Consider the following 16902-nt stretch of genomic DNA (forward strand, 5'->3'; position numbering starts at 1 on the left):
GGCTCACCCCATGAGCACTTCTCCTGATGACCCCGGTTCGATGTTGACCATCGGCGATCTCGCCGAGCGGACCGGGGTCACTCCCGCCACGTTGCGGATCTGGGAACAGCGACACGGCTTCCCAGAACCCCTCCGCAGAGCCAGCGGCCACCGGCGCTACGCCGAGACCGAGGTGGACACCGTCCGCAGCGTGGTCGCCCAAAGAGACTCCGGCGTACGTCTCGACGTCGCGATCTCGCGGGCGATCGATCAGGCCAAGCGCACGGCGCGGCCGGGATCGGGATCGGTGTACGCCGACATCCGACGACGGCACCCCAAGATGGCCGTTCACCGGTTGCGGAAGTCCACGCTCCTGGCGATGTCGTGGGCCATCGAGGACGAGTGCAGTGCCACGGCTCAACGGGCCCACGTGTTCGGGGCGTTCCAGTACTCCAAGCACTACGCCTCGGCCGAGGAGCGTTGGGGGGAGCTGGCTCGGATCTCCCAGTCCACCTTCGCCTTCGCCGCCTTCACCCCCGAGGAGATCGAGGGTGCCCCCGAGGCAGGACCCACCCTGGTCCCACTGGCGGAGGATGCGCCGATGCAGCGGGAATGGGCCGTCGTACTGGACGGCGACCGCTTGGCCGTGGTGCTGACCGCCTGGGAGTTGCCCGGACAGTACGACGTCCCCGACCGGGAACGGCTCTTCGAAGCGGTCTGGACGGTGGACCCCGACGTGGTCCGCGACGCGGCCCGGGTGTGCCTGCAGGTCGCCCGTGGAGCCGGGGCGACGGTGAGTGACGAGGTCATCCACGACCTCGGAGCGGATCCCCTCCCGGGCGGTGCCGACGCGATGATCGCGATGAACCTCTTCAACCGGGTGGTGGCCTACACCGACCGCATCGGTCGACCATGACCCTGCCGGGGGAGAGCGGGGTCGTCGTCCTCGGCGCGGGTCTCGCGGGCCTCCAATGTGCCCGGGAACTGGTCGCGGCGGGTCTCGACGTCGTCGTGTGTGAGGCGGAAAGCAGCGTCGGTGGACGGATTCGCACCGAGTCCATCGACGGATTCCTGGTCGACCGAGGTTTCCAGCTGCTGAACCCCGCCTATCCCGCGGTCCGTCGCCTGATCGACGTCGAGGCGTTGGGGCTGCAGTCCTTCGGCGCGGGAGCGGCGGTTCGCACCCACACCGGACTGGAGGTCCTGGCCGACCCGTTCCGGGCCACTCGGCACCTGAGGTCGAGCCTGCGGGCGGTCGGTGCCCACCCCGGAGAGTTGCTCGCCCTGGCCCGTTGGCTGAAGCCCGTGCTGTCCGGTGCCGTACGTCGCCGGCCGTTGGCCCGCCAGCTGGCGGCTCATCCCGACCCGCGCACCCTGCAGGAGTCGCTCGACCACGCCGGTCTGGAGGGGCTGTTGCGCACGGTGATGGACCGCTTCCTCTCCGGCACGCTGCTCGACGACAGTGGTGCGACCTCAGCCGACTACGCCCGCCTTCTCGTCAAGACCTTCGTCGCCGGCACCCCTGGCCTGCCTCGCGCGGGTATGCAGGCCCTTCCCGAGCAACTGGCAGCCGAGCTGGGAGATCGGATCCATCTGGAGTGCCCGGTGGCGACCATCACCGGCACCGTTGGGTCCTACACGGTGCAGTCCGCCGAGGGGGTCGTCCGGGCGCGTCACGTGGTCCTCGCCACCTCAGGGGCCCAGGCCCAGCGGCTGGCCGGGGTGACGGCTCCCACCAGCAAGGGCGTCGTCACCGAGTGGTACGCCGCCCCCGTGGGATCGGTGCCCACCGATCCGGCCATGTTGTTCCTGGACGGCCGTGCCGGCCCACCCGGTCCGCTGGTCAACGCCGCGGTGATCTCGGCGTCCGCGCCCACCTACGCGCCTGCCGGCTCCCACCTGATCTCTGCTTCCGCTCTGATGGGTGGTCACCGCACGACGCCCACGGGAAGGGAGATGCGGCGACACGCGGGGGAGTTGCTGGGGGTTCCGACCTCGGGCTGGCGGCTCGTGCGACGCCACGAGGTCCCCGACGCGCTGCCGGTCCAACCCGCTCCGCTGTCGTTGCGGCGTACCGTGCACGCCCGCGACGGGCTCGTCGTGTGTGGTGACCACCGGGACACCGGATCGATCCAGGGCGCCCTGGTCAGCGGCCAGCGCGCCGCAGCCGCGGTGGTGGCTGCCCGCTGAATCTCTTCGCGCCCATCGGGTGCGTGAAGGTCGCCTGCGTGGGTACTGGGCGGTGTCGGGGCAATGAGTGGCCCGACGGATCGGTTGGCGCAGGTCCGGCGCCCCACCGTTAGGGGTGAAATAGCCTCTCGCAGCCTCACCCGAACGGGTGAAAAGGGCTCTCAGCCATGGGCGCGAGGGCCAGAACCCGCAAGAGTTGCCTGCATGGCACCCCGGAAGGTTCTCCCTCACGAAGAGCGCAGTGCTCGCACCCGGAACTGCTTCGCGCAGGCCGCAGCGATCGGCGCGGACGACCCGGCCGCTCGGGATACGCTTCTCGACGAAGTGGTCGAACTCAACCTCCAGGTCGCTCAGGCGATCGCTCGTCGCTACCGGAACCGCGGCGTACCCGTGGAGGACCTCGAGCAGGTGGCCTCGCTGGCGTTGGTGCGCGCCGCCCGCCGGTTCGACATCGATCAGGACCGCGACTTCCTCTCCTACGCCGTGCCGACGATGACCGGTGAGGTCAAGCGCTACTTCCGCGACCTGGGCTGGACGATCCGGCCGCCACGGCGTATCCAGGAGGTCCAGTCGATGGCGTTGGCCGTGCGGGACAGCCGCCCCGAACTGGGTCGGTCCCAGAGCGTCGACGAGGTCGCCGCGGAGATCGGTGTCGCCGCCTCCGAGGTGGCCGAGGCGCTGGGCGCCGAGCAGTGCTACCAGCCCTTGTCGTTGGACAACTTCCTGGACGCCGAGCCGGGGTCCGGACAACCCACCGCGCAACCCTTCATCACCCACGACACCGCCGAGGTGGACGCGATCGAGGCCCGCCTGGTCCTGGCCCCCGGGCTGCGCAGCCTGGCGTCCTCGGATCGTGCGTTGCTGCGGATGCGCTACGTCGACGGCCTGACGCAGGGACAGATCGCCAAGCAGATGGGGATCAGCCAGATGACCGTCTCCCGGCGGCTGACCGCGGTGATCGACCGACTGCGTTCGGTGCTCGACCCAACGGGTACGCGCGAAGCTGCCGCGTAGGGCTTGACCCCCAGGGCTCGGTGACCGGGCTTGGTGACCGGGCTTGGTGACCAGGCTTGATGACCAGGGCCGGTGGCGCAGGCTCAGTCGACGACGACGACGCGGGACCGGTCGGGGGCGAAACCGTGCTCCATGCCCCACAGCACCGCCTGGGAGCGGCGTACGACGCCCATCTTCTGGTAGGCGGTGCGGATGTGGGTCTTGACCGTGTTGACGGTGACGAAGGTCTGCTCGGCGATCTCGCGGTTGCTCAGCCCGCACACGATCAGCGCCACCGTCTCGGACTCCCGCTCGCTGAGCCCCTCGGTCTGACCCGGCCAGGCGCCCTCGAAGGTGGGGACGGTCGAGCTCTCGTCGAAGTCGACCTCGGGCAGTTGTTTGCCGTGACCGACCGCTTCGATGCGAGCAACGATCTCGGCGATGGGAAGTTCCTTCTCGATGAAGCCGGCGATGCCGGGTTGCCTGGACATCTCGATCGACGCCTTGTCACCGCGCCAGGAGAACATCACCACGCGGGTCAGCCCGCCCTGGGAGAGTCCTGGAATGTCCCGCGGTCCGCCGACGTCCTTGGCGAACGCGTCATAGAGCACCACGTCGACGTCGCTGACCGGATTCAACGTGCTGTTGAGCTCCACCACCTCGATGCGGTCGGTGTGCAACTCCAGGGCGGCGGCCAGACCCAGCACCACCAGGTCGAAGTCGTTGACGATGGCCACGCGCACGCGCGGGCGAGACAGGTCGAGCATGGGATCAATGTAGTCTCTCCGACCTAGCGTCGACGCGGAACAGTCCCGGTGGTTCCGTCGAATGCGAGCCGTCGAGTCGTGGAAGTCACAGCGACTTCGAGTGGGGTTCCCGATGGGTGCCCCGGCATACTCGGACCATGGACGAGGACACCACCTTCGCTAGCCGGACGGTGCGCGCACATCTGCTGCGTGGCGCGGTCGGTCTGCCGCTGTTGGTGGCCGCTTTCGCCCTGATCCCGGCGTACGGCGCGGGCATGCTGCTGCTGGCGCCGGTCGGCGTCTTCTTCCTTCGTGGCTGCCCGACCTGTTGGGCCCTGGGCCTGACCCAGACCAAGGCGCGCGTCGCCCGCGAGAGCTCCTCGCAGCCCACCGTCCCCTCGTCGCAGACGACAGAGCCCGCCGCGGTGCCGCTGTCCCAGTGACGGCTGCGCCGCGCTTGCGCGGACCCGATCACTTCACGCCATGAATCCCCCGATGTCAGCCGCTACAGCCACCACCCCAGCCGCAACCGCGACCAGCCGGGCGCGTCTGGACTGGCCGGACATCGCCAAGGGCGCCTGCATCGTTCTGGTCGTGCTGCACCACGCGACCAAGTTGTTCGTCGTGGATCTTGTCCCGGCCGAGTTGGGCTCGGTCAGCGTCGCGTGGGCCGAGGTCACCGGCGCCCTCAAGCCCATCCGGATGCCGCTGTTCTTCCTGATCAGTGGGTTCTTCGCAGCCGGGGCAGTGACCAGGCCCTGGGCGGACGCCCGAGCGCGGATCGTCGGAGGCTACTGGCTCTACGCCGTGTGGCTGACGGTGTTCTGGGCGATCTACTCGTTGGACACGGTCATGCCGGCGAACCGCACCCAGGACCTGGGCGACTACTTCGGTGAGCTCATGTGGGCCGCCACCAGCATGTGGTTCCTCTACGCGATGGTCCTCTACTTCGTGGTGGCCAAGGTCTTGCGGGTGCTGCCCGCGCCCGTGGTGCTGGCCGCAGCCCTGGCCCTGTCGCTGGCGAAGTCGTGGTACCCCTTCGAGGAGGCGAACCGCGCCGCTGTGCTGTTCCACTTCGTGTTCTTCCTGGCCGGGGCCTACTACCCCCAGGTGGTGCGCCGCCTCGGGGCGAACCCGCTTCCGGCGGGGTTGCTGTCGTTGCTCTATGTGGCCCTCACGGTCGGTACGACGACGCTGGGGTGGCCGCGCAGTCTCCAGGTCGTCGCCCTGAGCCTGGTGGGGATACCGCTCGGCATCGCCTGGGCGGTCCGGGCGGCCCGCGTCTCGTGGTTGGCCGGACCACTCGTGTGGCTGGGTCAACGGACGCTGCGGGTCTACGTGCTGCACTTCGCCGTACTCTCGGCCGTCGGTCACCTCTCACTCGACCTGGGCGATGGACTGAGCACCACCTCGATACTGGTCAGTGGCGTCTTCCCACTGGCGCTCACCGCGGTGACGCTGATGGCGTGTCTGGCCCTGCACGAGGCGCTGCGGCTGCTGGGGTTCGGCTTCTTGTTCGCCGCTCCGGCGGCCCTGGTCGGGCGCGGGTCGGATCAGGCGCTGCGGACCGGAACCGGGCAGCCGGCCGCCGAAGGGGTCGCAGCCGGGAACGTGCCGAGTTTCCGCACGTCGTAGCCGTTGGGGTAGCTGCGGATCCGGGGACTGTCGATGACCAGGGCCGGCTTCCGACGTGACGGGGCGAAGGCCAGGGCGCGGGCGCGGGTGCGCAACGCCAGACGGGCCGCTCGACGCATCGGCTCACCCGGCTCGTCGTACCTGAAGGCGGCCAGGAGAGCGGGGTCCATCAGGGCTTGGCTGAACTTCTCCACGACGCCCGCCGCGGCCGAGGGGTAGAAGGAGACCATCAACCCCAGAGTGGAGTCGGCCACCCGTCGCGCGCCCTCGTCGTAGGCGAAGTGCTCGGCCTCGTAGTCGTCCATCAGGGACTCGAATGCGGTGTAGGTCTCGGGGATCCCGGTGATCCCCATGTGCCGGCCGAGTTCGCGGAAGTAGTTGACCGTTGCGCGCAGCTCGCCGGTGGTCAGCGCCCGCCAGCCGAAGTCGTCGAGCCACCGCTTGGGCACCACCACGAAGGTGGACAGGACGTAGCGCAAGTCGTCGTTGGAGATGTCGTACATCCGGTGCATCTGGTTGATCCGACGGATACCGGCGCGTCCGGTCTCGCTGTCGAAGCCATGGACCAACGGCGCCTCGAGGAGGAGTCCCGTGTCGTCGTACCGCTTCTGGCAGTCGGTCGTGAACTGACCGGTCTCGTCGAGGAGGCGCCCGACGCTGGGCACGGCGTAGGTGCGGAACAGGGCCAGGCTGAGGGACTGGTTGAAGTCCCAGGGGAAGTCGTAGGTCGAGAGGTTGCGATAGATCTCGACGTAGTCCGTCTCGGGGTGCAACTGTTCGTTGCGGCGCTGCCACCTCTTCTTCAGCATCCTGTCTCCATGGTGGGGAGACTAGCCATCTCGACTAGTTGTAGCCACCGTTCCAGGGGAGCAGCAGACCGCTCTTGGCCGTGAGTTCACCGTTGGGCATCAGCATCGCGGTCCCGACGGTGAAGGGCTCGGGCTTGACCTTGATCGACGCCGGCCCGCCACCCGGGCGCGTCTCCCACACCCGGTCCTTGGGCAGGCCGCTGCTGAAGGTGGCGTCGTAGTCGCGGGCGGTGATGTAGACGAAGTCGCCGTAGAAGTCGAGGAGGAGGTAGTTCGTCAGGCCGAACTGGAAGGCCCCGCCGTGGGCGATCTGGGTGATGCCGTCGGCCTCGGTGGCGGTGATGTCGTGGACCTCGCCGGTGAGGTAGAGGTCGACGCCGTACTTCTTGAAGACCTTCCAGAGCTCGGAGTTGCGACCGTTCTCGTAGTGCAGGCCGCTGGATCCGCGGACCCGGACCGGCCAGAGGATCGGGGTGTGTCCCTGGACGATGATCCACTTCACGTCGTCCCGCTTGGCCTGGGCGAGGACCTTGCGCAGCCACTTCATCTGCTGCCGGTCGACCCGGATGCGGGTGCCGTTCTTGGTCGTGTCGAAGACGTTGAGGGTGACGACCAGGGTGTCGGGCCGGGGTCGACCGGCGTACGCACTGAACTCGTGCTTGCCGCGGGGCCGTTCGGAGAACAGCGGCTTTCCAGCCGGCGTCTTGGTGAAGTACTTCGCGTAGTTCTTCTCGAAGGTCGGCGCGAGGCGGCGCTTGGGCCCCAGGAACGGGTCGTCGCCGAACTCGTGGTCACCCATCGCGGTGAAGACGTCGAGATCGCGGGAGCTGAACCGCTTGAGCCACTGGGAGTAGTAGGTCGAGGCGGCCCGGGCAAGGGCCTTGCGCTTCTGGTTGAACGTCTTCACCGGTCCGAAGACCCCGGTCTTGGCCTTGTCCAGGCCCCAGTGCCCGTTGACCATGTCGCCGGCGACGAGCACGGCGTCGGGCTTGGTCGACTGCCAGTCGTCCAGTACCCCGTTCAGGGCTCGTTCGTAGTCGGAGTTGGTGCCGTTGGGGACCGAGGCGGCCCGCCAGAAGTTGGGCCCGCGGCGTAGATCCGCGACGTCGGCGTTGAGGAAGTCCGGGCTCGAGAGCAGGCGCAGGCCCGGGACGGCGCGGGGTGCTCCGGGGGTGATCATGCGCGAGGGGAAGGTGCCGCTACCGCTGCCGGAGACGGTGACCTGGGCCCGCACCATCGCGGTGTTGGAACCGAAGACCAGGGTGCGGAAGTTGACGGTGCGGTTGTTCTTGGTCGAAGTCAGCCAACACTCCAGCCGCTGGCTGTCGGCAGAGATCCGCGAGCGGGGGTTGATCGTCGAACTCTTCAGGCACTGCTTCGGGATGGACACGAAGCGGGCGTTCTCCAACCGGATCACCATGACGGTCTTGGGGCCGGCGGTGACGCCGACCTGTCCGTCCAGCGAGGAGTAGTTCGGGACCAGGAGGCCAGCGTCGCTCCACTGGGTGCTGACCACGTCGGAGGCGGCCACGGAGGGGGTGTTGGCGCCGGACCAGTGCAGTCCGAACACGGCCATCGTCAGCGCCAGGACTCCTGCGGTACGACGCAGCCCAGTCGGGTTGAGGGCCGTCGGGTTCCGGGCTCGCGCGCGGACCCGAAGTGCGACCGACATCTGCTGAACCCTTCCTTCGCCCAACCCCCATGGCTGAGAGGCCTCGCGCAGTCTACGGGTGGGTCCCGCCAGTCGGCAGGCGAATGCCGGTCTCCGCTGAAGCCCGCAGAAACCGGGGCGCTCTGCGGCCCGAGGTTCGCGGAACGGTCGTTCCTGACCCGTGTGGTCCGCGCGGCGACATGATGAGGAGCATGGCTCCCTCCCCGCTCCCCACCACTCCCGCACCGGATGTCTTCGCTCCCGTGGAGCTGGGGCCGGTGACGCTGCGCAACCGAACGGTCAAGGCGGCGACCTTCGAGGGACGGACCCCGCACGGCCAGGTCACCGACGGGTTGATCGACTACCACCTGGCTCCCGCCCGAGGGGGGATCGGTCTGACCACCGTGGCCTACCTGGCGGTGGCCCCGGAGGGCCGTACGCACGCCGAGCAGATCGTGGTGGGGGACTCGACGTCGGACGGGTTGGCGCGACTGGCCGAAGCGGTGCACGAGACGGGCGCGGCGATCGCCGGACAGGTCGGCCACGCGGGACCGGTGGCCAACGGCCGTTCCAACGGCGTCAAGGCGATCGCGGCCAGCCGGATGCCGAGCCCGCTGAGCATGCAGTTCATCGGGTCCGCGAGCGAACGGGATCTGACCCGTGTCACCCGGGCGTACGTCGCGGCCGCGCGGACCCTGGTGGCGGCAGGCTTCGACGTACTCGAACTGCACATGGCGCACAGCTACCTGATCTCCTCCTTCCTCGCCCCTGCTCTGAACCGGAGGTCCGACCGGTGGGGTGGCGGGCTCGAGAACCGGGCTCGGTTGGCCCGGCAGGTCGCTCGAGCGGTGCGGGAGGAGATCGGCGACGCCGTTGCGGTGACCGCCAAGCTCAGCCTGGGCGACGGATTCCCCGGTGGGGTCACCACCGCGGAGGGGATCGAGATCGCCCGACTGCTCGAGGCCGACGGCCACCTCGATGCCCTGCAACTCAGCGGGGGCAGCTCGTTGATGAACCCGATGTACCTCTTCCGCGGGGGAGTGCCTCGGGAGGAATTCGCCGCTTCGATGCCGCCCCTGGTGCGCTTCGGGTTGAAGACCCCGATGGGGAGGACCTTCCTGAAGGAGTACCCCTTCGAGGAGGCGTACTTCTGGGACAAGGCGGTCGCGTTCCGCGAGGCGCTGACCATCCCGTTGATGCTGCTGGGCGGCATCAACGAGCGCGCCACGATGGACCGGGCCATGGCGGCCGGCTTCGACTTCGTCGCCATGGGTCGAGCGGTGCTGCGTGAGCCCGACCTGGTCAACCGGCTGGCCTCCGGCGCGGCCACCGAAGGCCTCTGCATCCACTGCAACCGGTGTATGCCGACGATCTACTCCGACCGCGGCACCCACTGTCCTGTGCTCCCCTGACTCACGAAATTCGCCAAATGGCCCCGCGAAGTTCGCCAGATGGGGACGCGAGGTTCGCCAAATGGCCCCGCGAAGTTCGCGAGATGGGGACGCGATCTCGAGGACCCAGCAGGATCGATGGCGCGTCGCGTGACCCGCGATGCCGGCCATCGTTGAACGAGACGTGACCCCCCATCGCATCGTGAAGAGTACGGCGCTCGCAGTTCTGGCCGCCCTGCTGGTGACACCCGTGACCTCGCCTGCTCGTCCGGCGGCGGCCGCCGAACCCGGCTGTTCGACCTGGCGACAGAGCACGGTGGCGTCAGGTCTCGGCGTACTGGAGAACCTCTCCTTCGACCGCCGCGGCGGGCTGTTGCTCTCCGCGGGGCAGCTGACGGGTCCCGGTGCGATCGTGCGTCTGCGGCCCTCGGGGCGACACCGGGTGGTGGTGCCGGATGTGACGTCGCCGGGCGGCCAGGTCGTCGTGGGCCGCAAGTTGTTCTTCACCACGGGCAACGGATTCGCCGACGGCATCGCTGGTGAGTTGGGAAGTCGGACGGGGACGTTGTCGGTCGTGAACTTGGTGACCGGGAAGGTACGGGTCAAGGCGCGGGGGCTCGCCATGCCGAACGGACTGGTGCGGCTGCCCGATCGGTCGTTCCTGGTGAGCCGCGATGTCGGGCTGCCGGGGCGCACGACGAGGATCGATCCGGCAGGGCGTCAGGCGACGTTCGCGCCGAGCGTCACGTCTACCAACGGCATGGCTGTCGACGTCCGGCGGCGGGTGGTCTACATCGTCTCCACGTTCAACGTCGCGAGTACGATCAGCGTGGTCGACCTCGACCACCCAGGTCGTAAGCCACGTGTGATCACGATGGCTGGCTTCGGGCCGGCCAATTCCGCCGATGAGATCGTGCTCGGTCGGGACGGCTACCTCTACGTCACGCTCAACGCTGCGGGCACGATCCTGCGGGTCGACCCGCGGTCCGGTGCCTCCTGCACGATCGCTAGAGGGCTGCCGTTCTCCTCCTCGTTGCGGTTCGGTGCGGGACGGGGTTGGGACCGCGAATCCCTCTATGTCACGAGTTTTCTCGGGACCGTCACCCGGCTGCATCCCTAAGGAGGTCCGGCCCGTGCGGAGGGGCCTTGGTGTGGCCTGTCCTTGCCGCAAACTAGAACGTGTTCTAGATTGCGGGGTATGACTCAAGACAAGTATCGCGTCGTCGTCTGGTCCACCGGGACGATCGGACGCCACGCCATCGCCGGGATCGACGCCCACCCCGACATGGAGCTCGTGGGGGTGTGGGTCTCCAACCCCGACAAGGACGGCAAGGACGCCGGCGTCCTGGCCGATCTGGGTCGCGACCTCGGGATCCTCGCGACCACCGACCGGGACGCGCTGATCGCGCTGAAGCCGGACGCGATCGTGCACACCGCGATGGCCGATGACCGGGTCTTCGAGTGCATCGAGGACCTGATCTCGTTCGTCGAGGCCGGCATCAACGTCACCTCCAGCGGCCCGGTGCTGCTGCAGTGGCCCGAGCAGATCCTGCCCCCGGAGTTCATCGCGCGCATCGAGGACGCCTGCGCCGCGGGCAACGCCTCCATGCACATCAACGGCATCGACCCGGGGTTCGCCAACGACGTACTCCCGCTGGCCATGACCAGCCTGAGCCAACGTATCGACGAGGTGCGGGTCTCGGAGATCGCCGACTATTCGACCTACTACCAGCCGGTGGTGATGAGTGAACTGTTCGGCTTCGGCAAGCCGATGGACTTCAAGGCCATGCTGTGGGAGCCCGGCATCCTGACCATGGCCTGGGGCAGTGTGGTGCGTCAGATCGCCGCCGGTCTCGATGTCACCCTGGATGAGCCCCTCACCGAGGAGGTCGACCGGCAGGCCGCGACCGAGGACATCGAGTCCGTCTCCGGCAACATCGAGGCCGGCACCATGGGCGCGGTCCGCTTCCAGGTGATCGGCAAGGTCGATGGGGTTCCGCGCATCGTGCTCGAGCACGTCACTCGCACCAAGCCCGACCAGATGCCCGACTGGCCCCAACCCCCGATCGGGGACGGGTGCTACCGCGTGGAGATCACCGGCGAGCCGATGATGAAGGTCGACTTCACCCACCACGGCGAGTTCGGGGACCACAACGTCTCGGGGATGATCACCACCGCCCAGCGGATCATCAACGCGCTGCCCGCCGTCGTGGCCGCCGCCCCCGGGATCGTTCGGGCCAAGGATCTGCCGTTGATCACCGGTCGGGGCCTGGTCACGGGAACCGGGGCCAGCGCGTGAATATCCTGGATCGCTTCACCCTCACCGATCAGGTCGCCGTTGTTACCGGCGCGGGCCGTGGGATCGGTGCTGCCACCGCTGTCGCGTTCGCTCAGGCCGGCGCCGACGTCTGTATCTCCTCGCGTACCGAGTCCCAACTCGACAAGGTCGCCGACGCGATCCGCGCCACCGGACGTAGGGCTCTGGTCATCCCCGCCGACCTCTCGGACACCGACGCGGTGGCCGGCCTGGCGCAAGCGGCGTACGACGAGTTCGGTCGCCTCGACACGGTCGTGAACAACGTCGGGGGGACGATCCCCAACGAGTTCATGAAGACGACCGTGGCCTACCTCGAGGAGTCCTTCCACTTCAACGTCTCCACCGCCCACGCGCTGAGCCTGGCGGCGGTCCCGTTGATGCTGGCTGGTGGCGAGGCCGACACCGCGCAGAAGTCGATCGTCAACATCTCCTCGATGATGGGGCGCGCCTCGGGTCGCGGCTATCTGGCCTACGGCACCGCGAAGGCGGCGCTCGCGCACTGGGCCCGCCTGGCGGCCACCGACCTCTCGCCCCGTATCCGGGTCAACGGCATCTTCGTCGGCTCGGTGATGACCAGCGCCCTGGAGTTCGTCGCCGGTGTCCCCGAGATGATGGATCAGATGGAGACCAAGACCCCGCTGGGTCGGGTGGGGGAGGCCGAGGACATCGCGGCCGCCGCGCTGTACCTCAGCTCGAAGGCGGGGCAGTACGTCACCGGGAAGATCCTCGAGGTCGACGGCGGCATCCAACAACCCAACCTCGATCTGAACCTGCCTGACGTGTCGATCTGACGCGCGTCTAGCCTCGGCTGATGAGCACCCACAACCGCAACAATCCCGGGGTCAGCACGGCTCGGGCGATCTCGCCCGACTCCGGCGAGCACTGGACGGCCGAGGGCGCCTGGAAGGTGGCCGAGGGGATCTACCGGATCCCGCTGCCGCTGCCTATGGACGGGCTGCGTGCGATCAACGTCTACGTCATCGAGACACCCGTTGGTCTGACCCTTGTGGATGGGGGATGGGCCATTCCCGAGGCGCGGGAACTGCTGGACCGCTGCCTGCGCCAGATCGGATCCGGGTTCGGTGACATCCGCCGGTTCCTGGTGACCCATGTGCACCGTGACCACTACACGATGGCTCGGGTGCTGGGCAGTGAACTCGGCATCGATGTGACGCTCGGCGTCGAGGAGAAAGACGCCCTCGACCTGCTGAACAATGTCGATGACCTGACCGAGAACCCTTTCGCGACCGTGTTGCGCTCGGCCGGCGCCCACGAGATCGCCGAGGCGTGGATCGCGGGCGGTAAGGACGACGAACGACCCGACCCAGCCATGTGGGCCTACCCGGGCACCTGGCTGGAGGGCGATCAGCAGATCACCGTCGGCTCCCGCACCATTGACGCGGTGCACACCCCTGGTCACACGCCCGGGCACTACGTCTTCGCCGATCAGGCCGCCTCGCTGCTCTTCGCCGGAGATCACGTGCTGCCGACGATCACTCCCTCGATCGGGTTCACCGTCCCGGAGACCGATCAGCCGTTGGGCCATTTCATGGCCTCGCTCACCAAGGTGCGGTCGCTGCCCGACCTCCAGATCCTGCCCGCGCACGGCCCGGTCTCGCCGTCCTCCCACGCCCGCGTCGACGAACTCCTGGCCTTCCACGAAACCCGGCTCGACCAGTGCCTGGCGGCCCTGGTCAGTTCTGACTCCTCTGCAGCCGGTGGGAAAACGGCGTACGACGTCGCCGGTCACCTCGGCTGGACCCGCCACGAACACGCCTTCGACACCCTGGACCTCTTCAGCGCCGGGATGGCCAGCATGGAGACCAAGGCCCACCTCGAGCTTCTCGTGGCCCGGGGTCAAGCCACCCGCAGCACTCCCTCCGATGACCCCGACAACCAACCGGGCCTCACCTACACCCTCCTCCCCTGAGAGTCTCCACGAAGTTCGCCAAATGGCCCCGCGAGGTTCGTGAAATGGGGACGTGCCCGGTGGCGTTCCCCATCTGGCGAACTTCGGCGCCCCATCTGGCGAACTTCGTGGTCAGGGGTGGCGCATGGGGAGGTGCGGGATGTCATCCTCGATGAACTCCGGGCCGTCGGGGGTGAAGCCGTGGGTGGCGTACCAGCCGGCCAGGGGTGTTTGGGCGTCGAGCACGATCGGCCGGTCGGTCAGTTCGGGGAGTACGGCGGCCATCAGGTCGTCCGCCAGCCCACGACCGCGTACGCCGCACGCGAGCGCCACCCGCCCGATCCGCCAGCAGTCGCCGTCGTCGAGGACGCGCAGGGTGCCGACGACCTCACCGTCCTGGTGCAGCACCGCGTGGAGGGTTTCGGGTTCGGTGTCCCGGCCGTCGAGGTCCGAGTAGGGGCACCCCTGCTCGACCACGAACACGTCCTGGCGCAACTGCCACACGTCGTGGGCGTCGACCGGAGAGAGCTCGGTGAACCTCCGCAGACGGACGCTCATCGCAGGAACTCCAACGTATGCCGCCAGGCGCGGCGGGCTTCGGGGATGGCGGGGAGCAGTGGGAAGACGTGGAGCAGCCCTTCTGCCTCCAGATACGTCAGCTCCCACGTCGACGCCGCGGCCCGGTCGACCAGCATCCGGCACCCGGGCACGAGCAGGTCGCGGGTGCCGCAGAACAGTTGAGTCGGCGGCAGATCGTTCAGGTCCCCGAAGACGGGGGAGACCTCCGGCCGTCCGGCGTCGTCGTCCCCGGCCCACCACCCGGCGTAGGCGTCCATCTTGCCCACGAACAACCAGGGGTCCCACTCGTCGAGCGTGTAGGTCTCCGGAGTGCTGGTGGTCAGATCCACCCAGGGGGCGAACATCAACATCTGACTGGGCTGCGGACCACCCCGGTCGCGAACCGTCTGCGCCACCGCCAGGGCGATGCCGCCGCCGGCGGAGTCTCCGGCCAGGACGACCCGGCCCTGTGCGGACCACTTGGCCACGTCTTCCGCGATCGCGTCGTGGGAGGCACGCCACGTGTGGGTCGGCGTCAGCGGGTAGTCGGGCATCACGATCCGGGCGTTCAGCGCCTTGGCCAGGCGTACGGCGTACCGCACGTGGAAGGGGTCGATCGGCGACACAAAGCCACCGCCGTGCACGTAGTAGAGCGTGCAGTCGGGGATTCCGCGCCGCGGCGTGATGACGTGGGCGACGAAGTCACCCTCGGGGCCGGTCAGGGTCTGGGCCGCCACGGTGTAGTCGCGGTCGAAACGCGGCACCAGGGTTGAGGGAACTCGGGGTTCGAGTCCGCTCTGGCAGGCCTCGAGGCGTGCGCGCTCCGGCCCGGTGTCCGCGGGATCATCGAGATCGCGGGAGCCCTTGACACGCGGTAGGGCCCAGACCAGGAACGAATGACGCAGGCTCGGCATGGTCGGAGCCTTCCATATCGGTGCGGGATCACTCCCAGGGTGGACGCATTCGCTGCCGGCGGACCTGCCAGGTGAGCCACAGGGTGATGCTGATCAGGGTCAGGAGCAGCAGCAACGAGACCTGGACCATCGACAACCCGACGGCGTCGGTCGCCCGGTCGATCAGGCTGTCGGTCGAGGAGGAGTCATCGGCTTCCGGGTCGTCGGTGGCTCCCGGCTCGGCGTCGGTCGTCTGTCCCGTCAGCGGGGCGAGATCGAGTTCGCCGGCCTGGAGGATCCGCCCCAGCGCCCGGCCCAGGGCGGGTGAGGTGGTCAGCCCCCACCGCACGACGGAGCCGACCTCAGGCTCCTCGCGGGTCGGTTCGAACCACACCACGGCCTTGATCTGTGGGCGAGCCCGGGCCGCGGACAGGACCCGCCGGAGCCAGGAACCCTTCACAGCCCGCTCGGTGGGTCCACCGGCCTCGGCGGCCTGCGCGCTGTACGCCGCACCGGTCAGCAGCAACATCGGCTTCTCCCGGTCCACGGCGTACCGCTCGTAGAAGCCGGGCCTCGACATGGCCGGATACTCGAACTCGTCCTCTAGTCGTTCCTGCAACTCGGTCGCGTTCGCGATCGTGTTCGTGGTGGTGCTTGTGTCGGTGCCGATATCGGGGGAGTCCTCGGCGCCGTACCTGAGCATCGTCAGGCCGACCCAGTCCACCGCTTCCACGCCGGGGAAGTAGGGGCCGTACGGGTCGTCCCGCACATCGAGGCGGCCGTTCCCGTTGGTGTCGAGCAGCGCCCGGTCGGTCGCGGAGAGCGCGCCGTCGAGGACCGTGCCTCGCACGGGATCGGTGATCGACCCCCCGAACGGATAGCCACCGCCGTACGCCGGCACCCAGGCCGTCGCCGCGGACAGGGCGAGGGTGTGGACGACGTCGGCGAAGACGACGAACGCATCGACGTACGCCGTGGGTTGCTGCCCGTAGGAGGTCCAACTCGCGTTCATCTCCGGGGCGAAGCGGATCAGGAACGCGGTCCCCAGGTCGCGGGTCAGATCGTTGAGCGCCTCCACCACATCCCGGGCGTCGTCGGGGGTCAACTGGTCCAGGCCCACCGATGGCTCCAGGCTCAACACCGCCACCGCGCCCTGGGTCCGCGCCTGGGCTGCGAGGTCGCTCAGGGCACTCGTCGAGGTCGCGGTGAGGGGATAGTCGACCGACCGCGCGAGAAGCGAGACGTTGGAGCCGAGCCGCTGGGTGTAGAGGTCGGCGTCGTCGTCATCCCAGTCCAGATCGGCCCCGAACCAGGACGAGCCGGGGGCGGGGGCCGGGAAGTCGTTCGCGGCGTACGTCGGGGCGATGCCGAGCCCGGCGAGCGACAACGCGAGCAGGATCGCGAGCCCGATGGGCATTCGCGTCGTCAGGGCAGGCGTGCGCGGTCGCGCAAGGCGCGATCCACGGCGGAGGTCTCGGGTGCTGGTCATCTCGGTACCCATCATCCCCATGATCTCCCCTCACCTGGCAACCCGTGGTTGATACTAAAAATCTCGGGGTAGGACCTGTCACACACCCGGCTCGGTCGGTGTCTTGATGGAGAACCCAACTGCTCGTCGCCCGATACGCGGGCGCGACAAGGTTCTGCGCTTCCTGGTCGGCATCCGCTCGGGTCTGGACAGCGGGACGTCGTGGGGGAGTTGGACACGGTGGCCACGGTGTCGATCATCGATGGTCTGGTCTGCCACCTCTGTCTGGTACTCAACCCGGACAAGCTGAGCAGGATGGCCGACCCGGTGGAGCTGTGTCGCTGAGGTGCGGCCGGGGCGGTG

At 68.5% G+C, this 16902-nt stretch carries 17 protein-coding genes; 11 read left to right on the forward strand and 6 right to left on the reverse strand.

Annotation, left to right across the window (positions count from 1 at the left end):
* Positions 1–10 precede the first annotated feature (10 nt).
* The 3 genes from ACYVLV_RS12705 to ACYVLV_RS12715 all read left to right on the forward strand — a co-directional run bounded on the left by ACYVLV_RS12705 (position 11) and on the right by ACYVLV_RS12715 (position 3183).
* A complete protein-coding gene (locus tag ACYVLV_RS12705) occupies positions 11–895 on the forward strand; it encodes a DICT sensory domain-containing protein (protein ID WP_460810439.1) in 885 nt (294 codons plus the stop codon).
* The gene (locus tag ACYVLV_RS12710; protein ID WP_460810441.1) at positions 892–2169 is read left to right on the forward strand and encodes a flavin monoamine oxidase family protein; all 1278 of its coding nucleotides are present in this window, start codon (positions 892–894) and stop codon (positions 2167–2169) included. The genes ACYVLV_RS12705 and ACYVLV_RS12710 overlap by 4 nt, the downstream gene beginning before the upstream one ends.
* Before the next feature lie 204 nt (positions 2170–2373).
* Positions 2374–3183, forward strand: coding sequence for a sigma-70 family RNA polymerase sigma factor (locus ACYVLV_RS12715; RefSeq protein WP_460810442.1), 810 nt, complete (start codon positions 2374–2376; stop codon positions 3181–3183).
* Positions 3184–3266: 83 nt separating this feature from the next.
* On the opposite strand, the gene ACYVLV_RS12720 is transcribed toward ACYVLV_RS12715, so the two are convergent.
* Positions 3267–3929, reverse strand: a complete 663-nt coding sequence (locus ACYVLV_RS12720) for a helix-turn-helix transcriptional regulator (protein ID WP_460810443.1) — start codon at positions 3927–3929, stop codon at positions 3267–3269.
* A 137-nt stretch (positions 3930–4066) separates the two neighbouring features.
* Between ACYVLV_RS12720 and ACYVLV_RS12725 the strand changes: the two genes are divergently transcribed.
* Positions 4067–4351 carry a hypothetical protein gene (locus ACYVLV_RS12725; protein WP_460810444.1) on the forward strand — a complete coding sequence of 95 codons (285 nt, stop codon included), beginning with the start codon at positions 4067–4069 and terminating at the stop codon, positions 4349–4351.
* Between the two features lie 52 nt (positions 4352–4403).
* Positions 4404–5543 carry an acyltransferase family protein gene (locus ACYVLV_RS12730; protein ID WP_460810446.1) on the forward strand — a complete coding sequence of 380 codons (1140 nt, stop codon included), beginning with the start codon at positions 4404–4406 and terminating at the stop codon, positions 5541–5543.
* Here the strand turns inward: ACYVLV_RS12730 and ACYVLV_RS12735 are convergent.
* Positions 5462–6352 carry an oxygenase MpaB family protein gene (locus ACYVLV_RS12735; protein ID WP_460810447.1) on the reverse strand — a complete coding sequence of 297 codons (891 nt, stop codon included), beginning with the start codon at positions 6350–6352 and terminating at the stop codon, positions 5462–5464. The genes ACYVLV_RS12730 and ACYVLV_RS12735 overlap by 82 nt on opposite strands.
* 34 nt (positions 6353–6386) lie before the next feature.
* Complete coding sequence (locus ACYVLV_RS12740) at positions 6387–8024, reverse strand: metallophosphoesterase family protein (RefSeq protein WP_460810449.1); 1638 nt, start codon at positions 8022–8024, stop codon at positions 6387–6389.
* Between the two features lie 191 nt (positions 8025–8215).
* On the opposite strand from ACYVLV_RS12740, the gene ACYVLV_RS12745 reads away from it, so the two are divergent.
* From ACYVLV_RS12745 to ACYVLV_RS12765, 5 genes are all read left to right on the forward strand, one after another.
* Positions 8216–9415 (forward strand): oxidoreductase, encoded by a 1200-nt coding sequence (locus ACYVLV_RS12745; RefSeq protein ID WP_460810451.1) that lies wholly within the window; start codon positions 8216–8218, stop codon positions 9413–9415.
* A gap of 181 nt (positions 9416–9596) precedes the next feature.
* A complete protein-coding gene (locus tag ACYVLV_RS12750; protein WP_460810452.1) occupies positions 9597–10514 on the forward strand; it encodes an SMP-30/gluconolactonase/LRE family protein in 918 nt (305 codons plus the stop codon).
* Positions 10515–10592: 78 nt separating this feature from the next.
* A complete protein-coding gene (locus tag ACYVLV_RS12755; protein ID WP_460810454.1) occupies positions 10593–11693 on the forward strand; it encodes an NAD(P)H-dependent amine dehydrogenase family protein in 1101 nt (366 codons plus the stop codon).
* Positions 11690–12502: an SDR family oxidoreductase gene (locus tag ACYVLV_RS12760; RefSeq protein WP_460810455.1), complete on the forward strand. Its 813-nt coding sequence runs from the start codon at positions 11690–11692 to the stop codon at positions 12500–12502. Before ACYVLV_RS12755 ends, ACYVLV_RS12760 begins: the two co-directional genes overlap by 4 nt.
* Before the next feature lie 20 nt (positions 12503–12522).
* Positions 12523–13641 (forward strand): MBL fold metallo-hydrolase, encoded by a 1119-nt coding sequence (locus ACYVLV_RS12765; protein ID WP_460810456.1) that lies wholly within the window; start codon positions 12523–12525, stop codon positions 13639–13641.
* 111 nt (positions 13642–13752) lie between these two features.
* Here ACYVLV_RS12765 and ACYVLV_RS12770 read toward each other — a convergent pair whose 3' ends face one another.
* From ACYVLV_RS12770 to ACYVLV_RS12780, 3 genes are read right to left on the reverse strand one after another with little or no spacing between them, the layout of a single operon-like run.
* Positions 13753–14178, reverse strand: coding sequence for a GNAT family N-acetyltransferase (locus tag ACYVLV_RS12770; protein ID WP_460810458.1), 426 nt, complete (start codon positions 14176–14178; stop codon positions 13753–13755).
* Positions 14175–15092, reverse strand: coding sequence for an alpha/beta hydrolase fold domain-containing protein (locus ACYVLV_RS12775; protein WP_460810460.1), 918 nt, complete (start codon positions 15090–15092; stop codon positions 14175–14177). Before ACYVLV_RS12775 ends, ACYVLV_RS12770 begins: the two co-directional genes overlap by 4 nt.
* 28 nt (positions 15093–15120) lie before the next feature.
* Positions 15121–16560 carry a glycoside hydrolase family 26 protein gene (locus ACYVLV_RS12780; protein ID WP_460810461.1) on the reverse strand — a complete coding sequence of 480 codons (1440 nt, stop codon included), beginning with the start codon at positions 16558–16560 and terminating at the stop codon, positions 15121–15123.
* 201 nt (positions 16561–16761) lie between these two features.
* On the opposite strand from ACYVLV_RS12780, the gene ACYVLV_RS12785 reads away from it, so the two are divergent.
* Positions 16762–16884 (forward strand): hypothetical protein, encoded by a 123-nt coding sequence (locus ACYVLV_RS12785; RefSeq protein WP_460810463.1) that lies wholly within the window; start codon positions 16762–16764, stop codon positions 16882–16884.
* Positions 16885–16902 lie beyond the last annotated feature (18 nt).

Source organism: Nocardioides salsibiostraticola (genome assembly GCF_054783655.1).

What these genes read in the sequence shown, in the direction of transcription:
- ACYVLV_RS12720 (WP_460810443.1), bottom strand. Translation starts at nt 3,929, where the DNA reads ATGCTCGACCTGTCTCGCCCGCGCGTGCGCGTGGCCATCGTCAACGAC.
- ACYVLV_RS12780 (WP_460810461.1), bottom strand. Translation starts at nt 16,560, where the DNA reads ATGACCAGCACCCGAGACCTCCGCCGTGGATCGCGCCTTGCGCGACCG.
- ACYVLV_RS12715 (WP_460810442.1), top strand. Translation starts at nt 2,374, where the DNA reads ATGGCACCCCGGAAGGTTCTCCCTCACGAAGAGCGCAGTGCTCGCACC.
- ACYVLV_RS12770 (WP_460810458.1), bottom strand. Translation starts at nt 14,178, where the DNA reads ATGAGCGTCCGTCTGCGGAGGTTCACCGAGCTCTCTCCGGTCGACGCC.
- ACYVLV_RS12725 (WP_460810444.1), top strand. Translation starts at nt 4,067, where the DNA reads ATGGACGAGGACACCACCTTCGCTAGCCGGACGGTGCGCGCACATCTG.
- ACYVLV_RS12730 (WP_460810446.1), top strand. Translation starts at nt 4,404, where the DNA reads ATGTCAGCCGCTACAGCCACCACCCCAGCCGCAACCGCGACCAGCCGG.
- ACYVLV_RS12765 (WP_460810456.1), top strand. Translation starts at nt 12,523, where the DNA reads ATGAGCACCCACAACCGCAACAATCCCGGGGTCAGCACGGCTCGGGCG.
- ACYVLV_RS12740 (WP_460810449.1), bottom strand. Translation starts at nt 8,024, where the DNA reads ATGTCGGTCGCACTTCGGGTCCGCGCGCGAGCCCGGAACCCGACGGCC.
- ACYVLV_RS12735 (WP_460810447.1), bottom strand. Translation starts at nt 6,352, where the DNA reads ATGCTGAAGAAGAGGTGGCAGCGCCGCAACGAACAGTTGCACCCCGAG.
- ACYVLV_RS12710 (WP_460810441.1), top strand. Translation starts at nt 892, where the DNA reads ATGACCCTGCCGGGGGAGAGCGGGGTCGTCGTCCTCGGCGCGGGTCTC.
- ACYVLV_RS12755 (WP_460810454.1), top strand. Translation starts at nt 10,593, where the DNA reads ATGACTCAAGACAAGTATCGCGTCGTCGTCTGGTCCACCGGGACGATC.
- ACYVLV_RS12745 (WP_460810451.1), top strand. Translation starts at nt 8,216, where the DNA reads ATGGCTCCCTCCCCGCTCCCCACCACTCCCGCACCGGATGTCTTCGCT.
- ACYVLV_RS12705 (WP_460810439.1), top strand. Translation starts at nt 11, where the DNA reads ATGAGCACTTCTCCTGATGACCCCGGTTCGATGTTGACCATCGGCGAT.
- ACYVLV_RS12775 (WP_460810460.1), bottom strand. Translation starts at nt 15,092, where the DNA reads ATGCCGAGCCTGCGTCATTCGTTCCTGGTCTGGGCCCTACCGCGTGTC.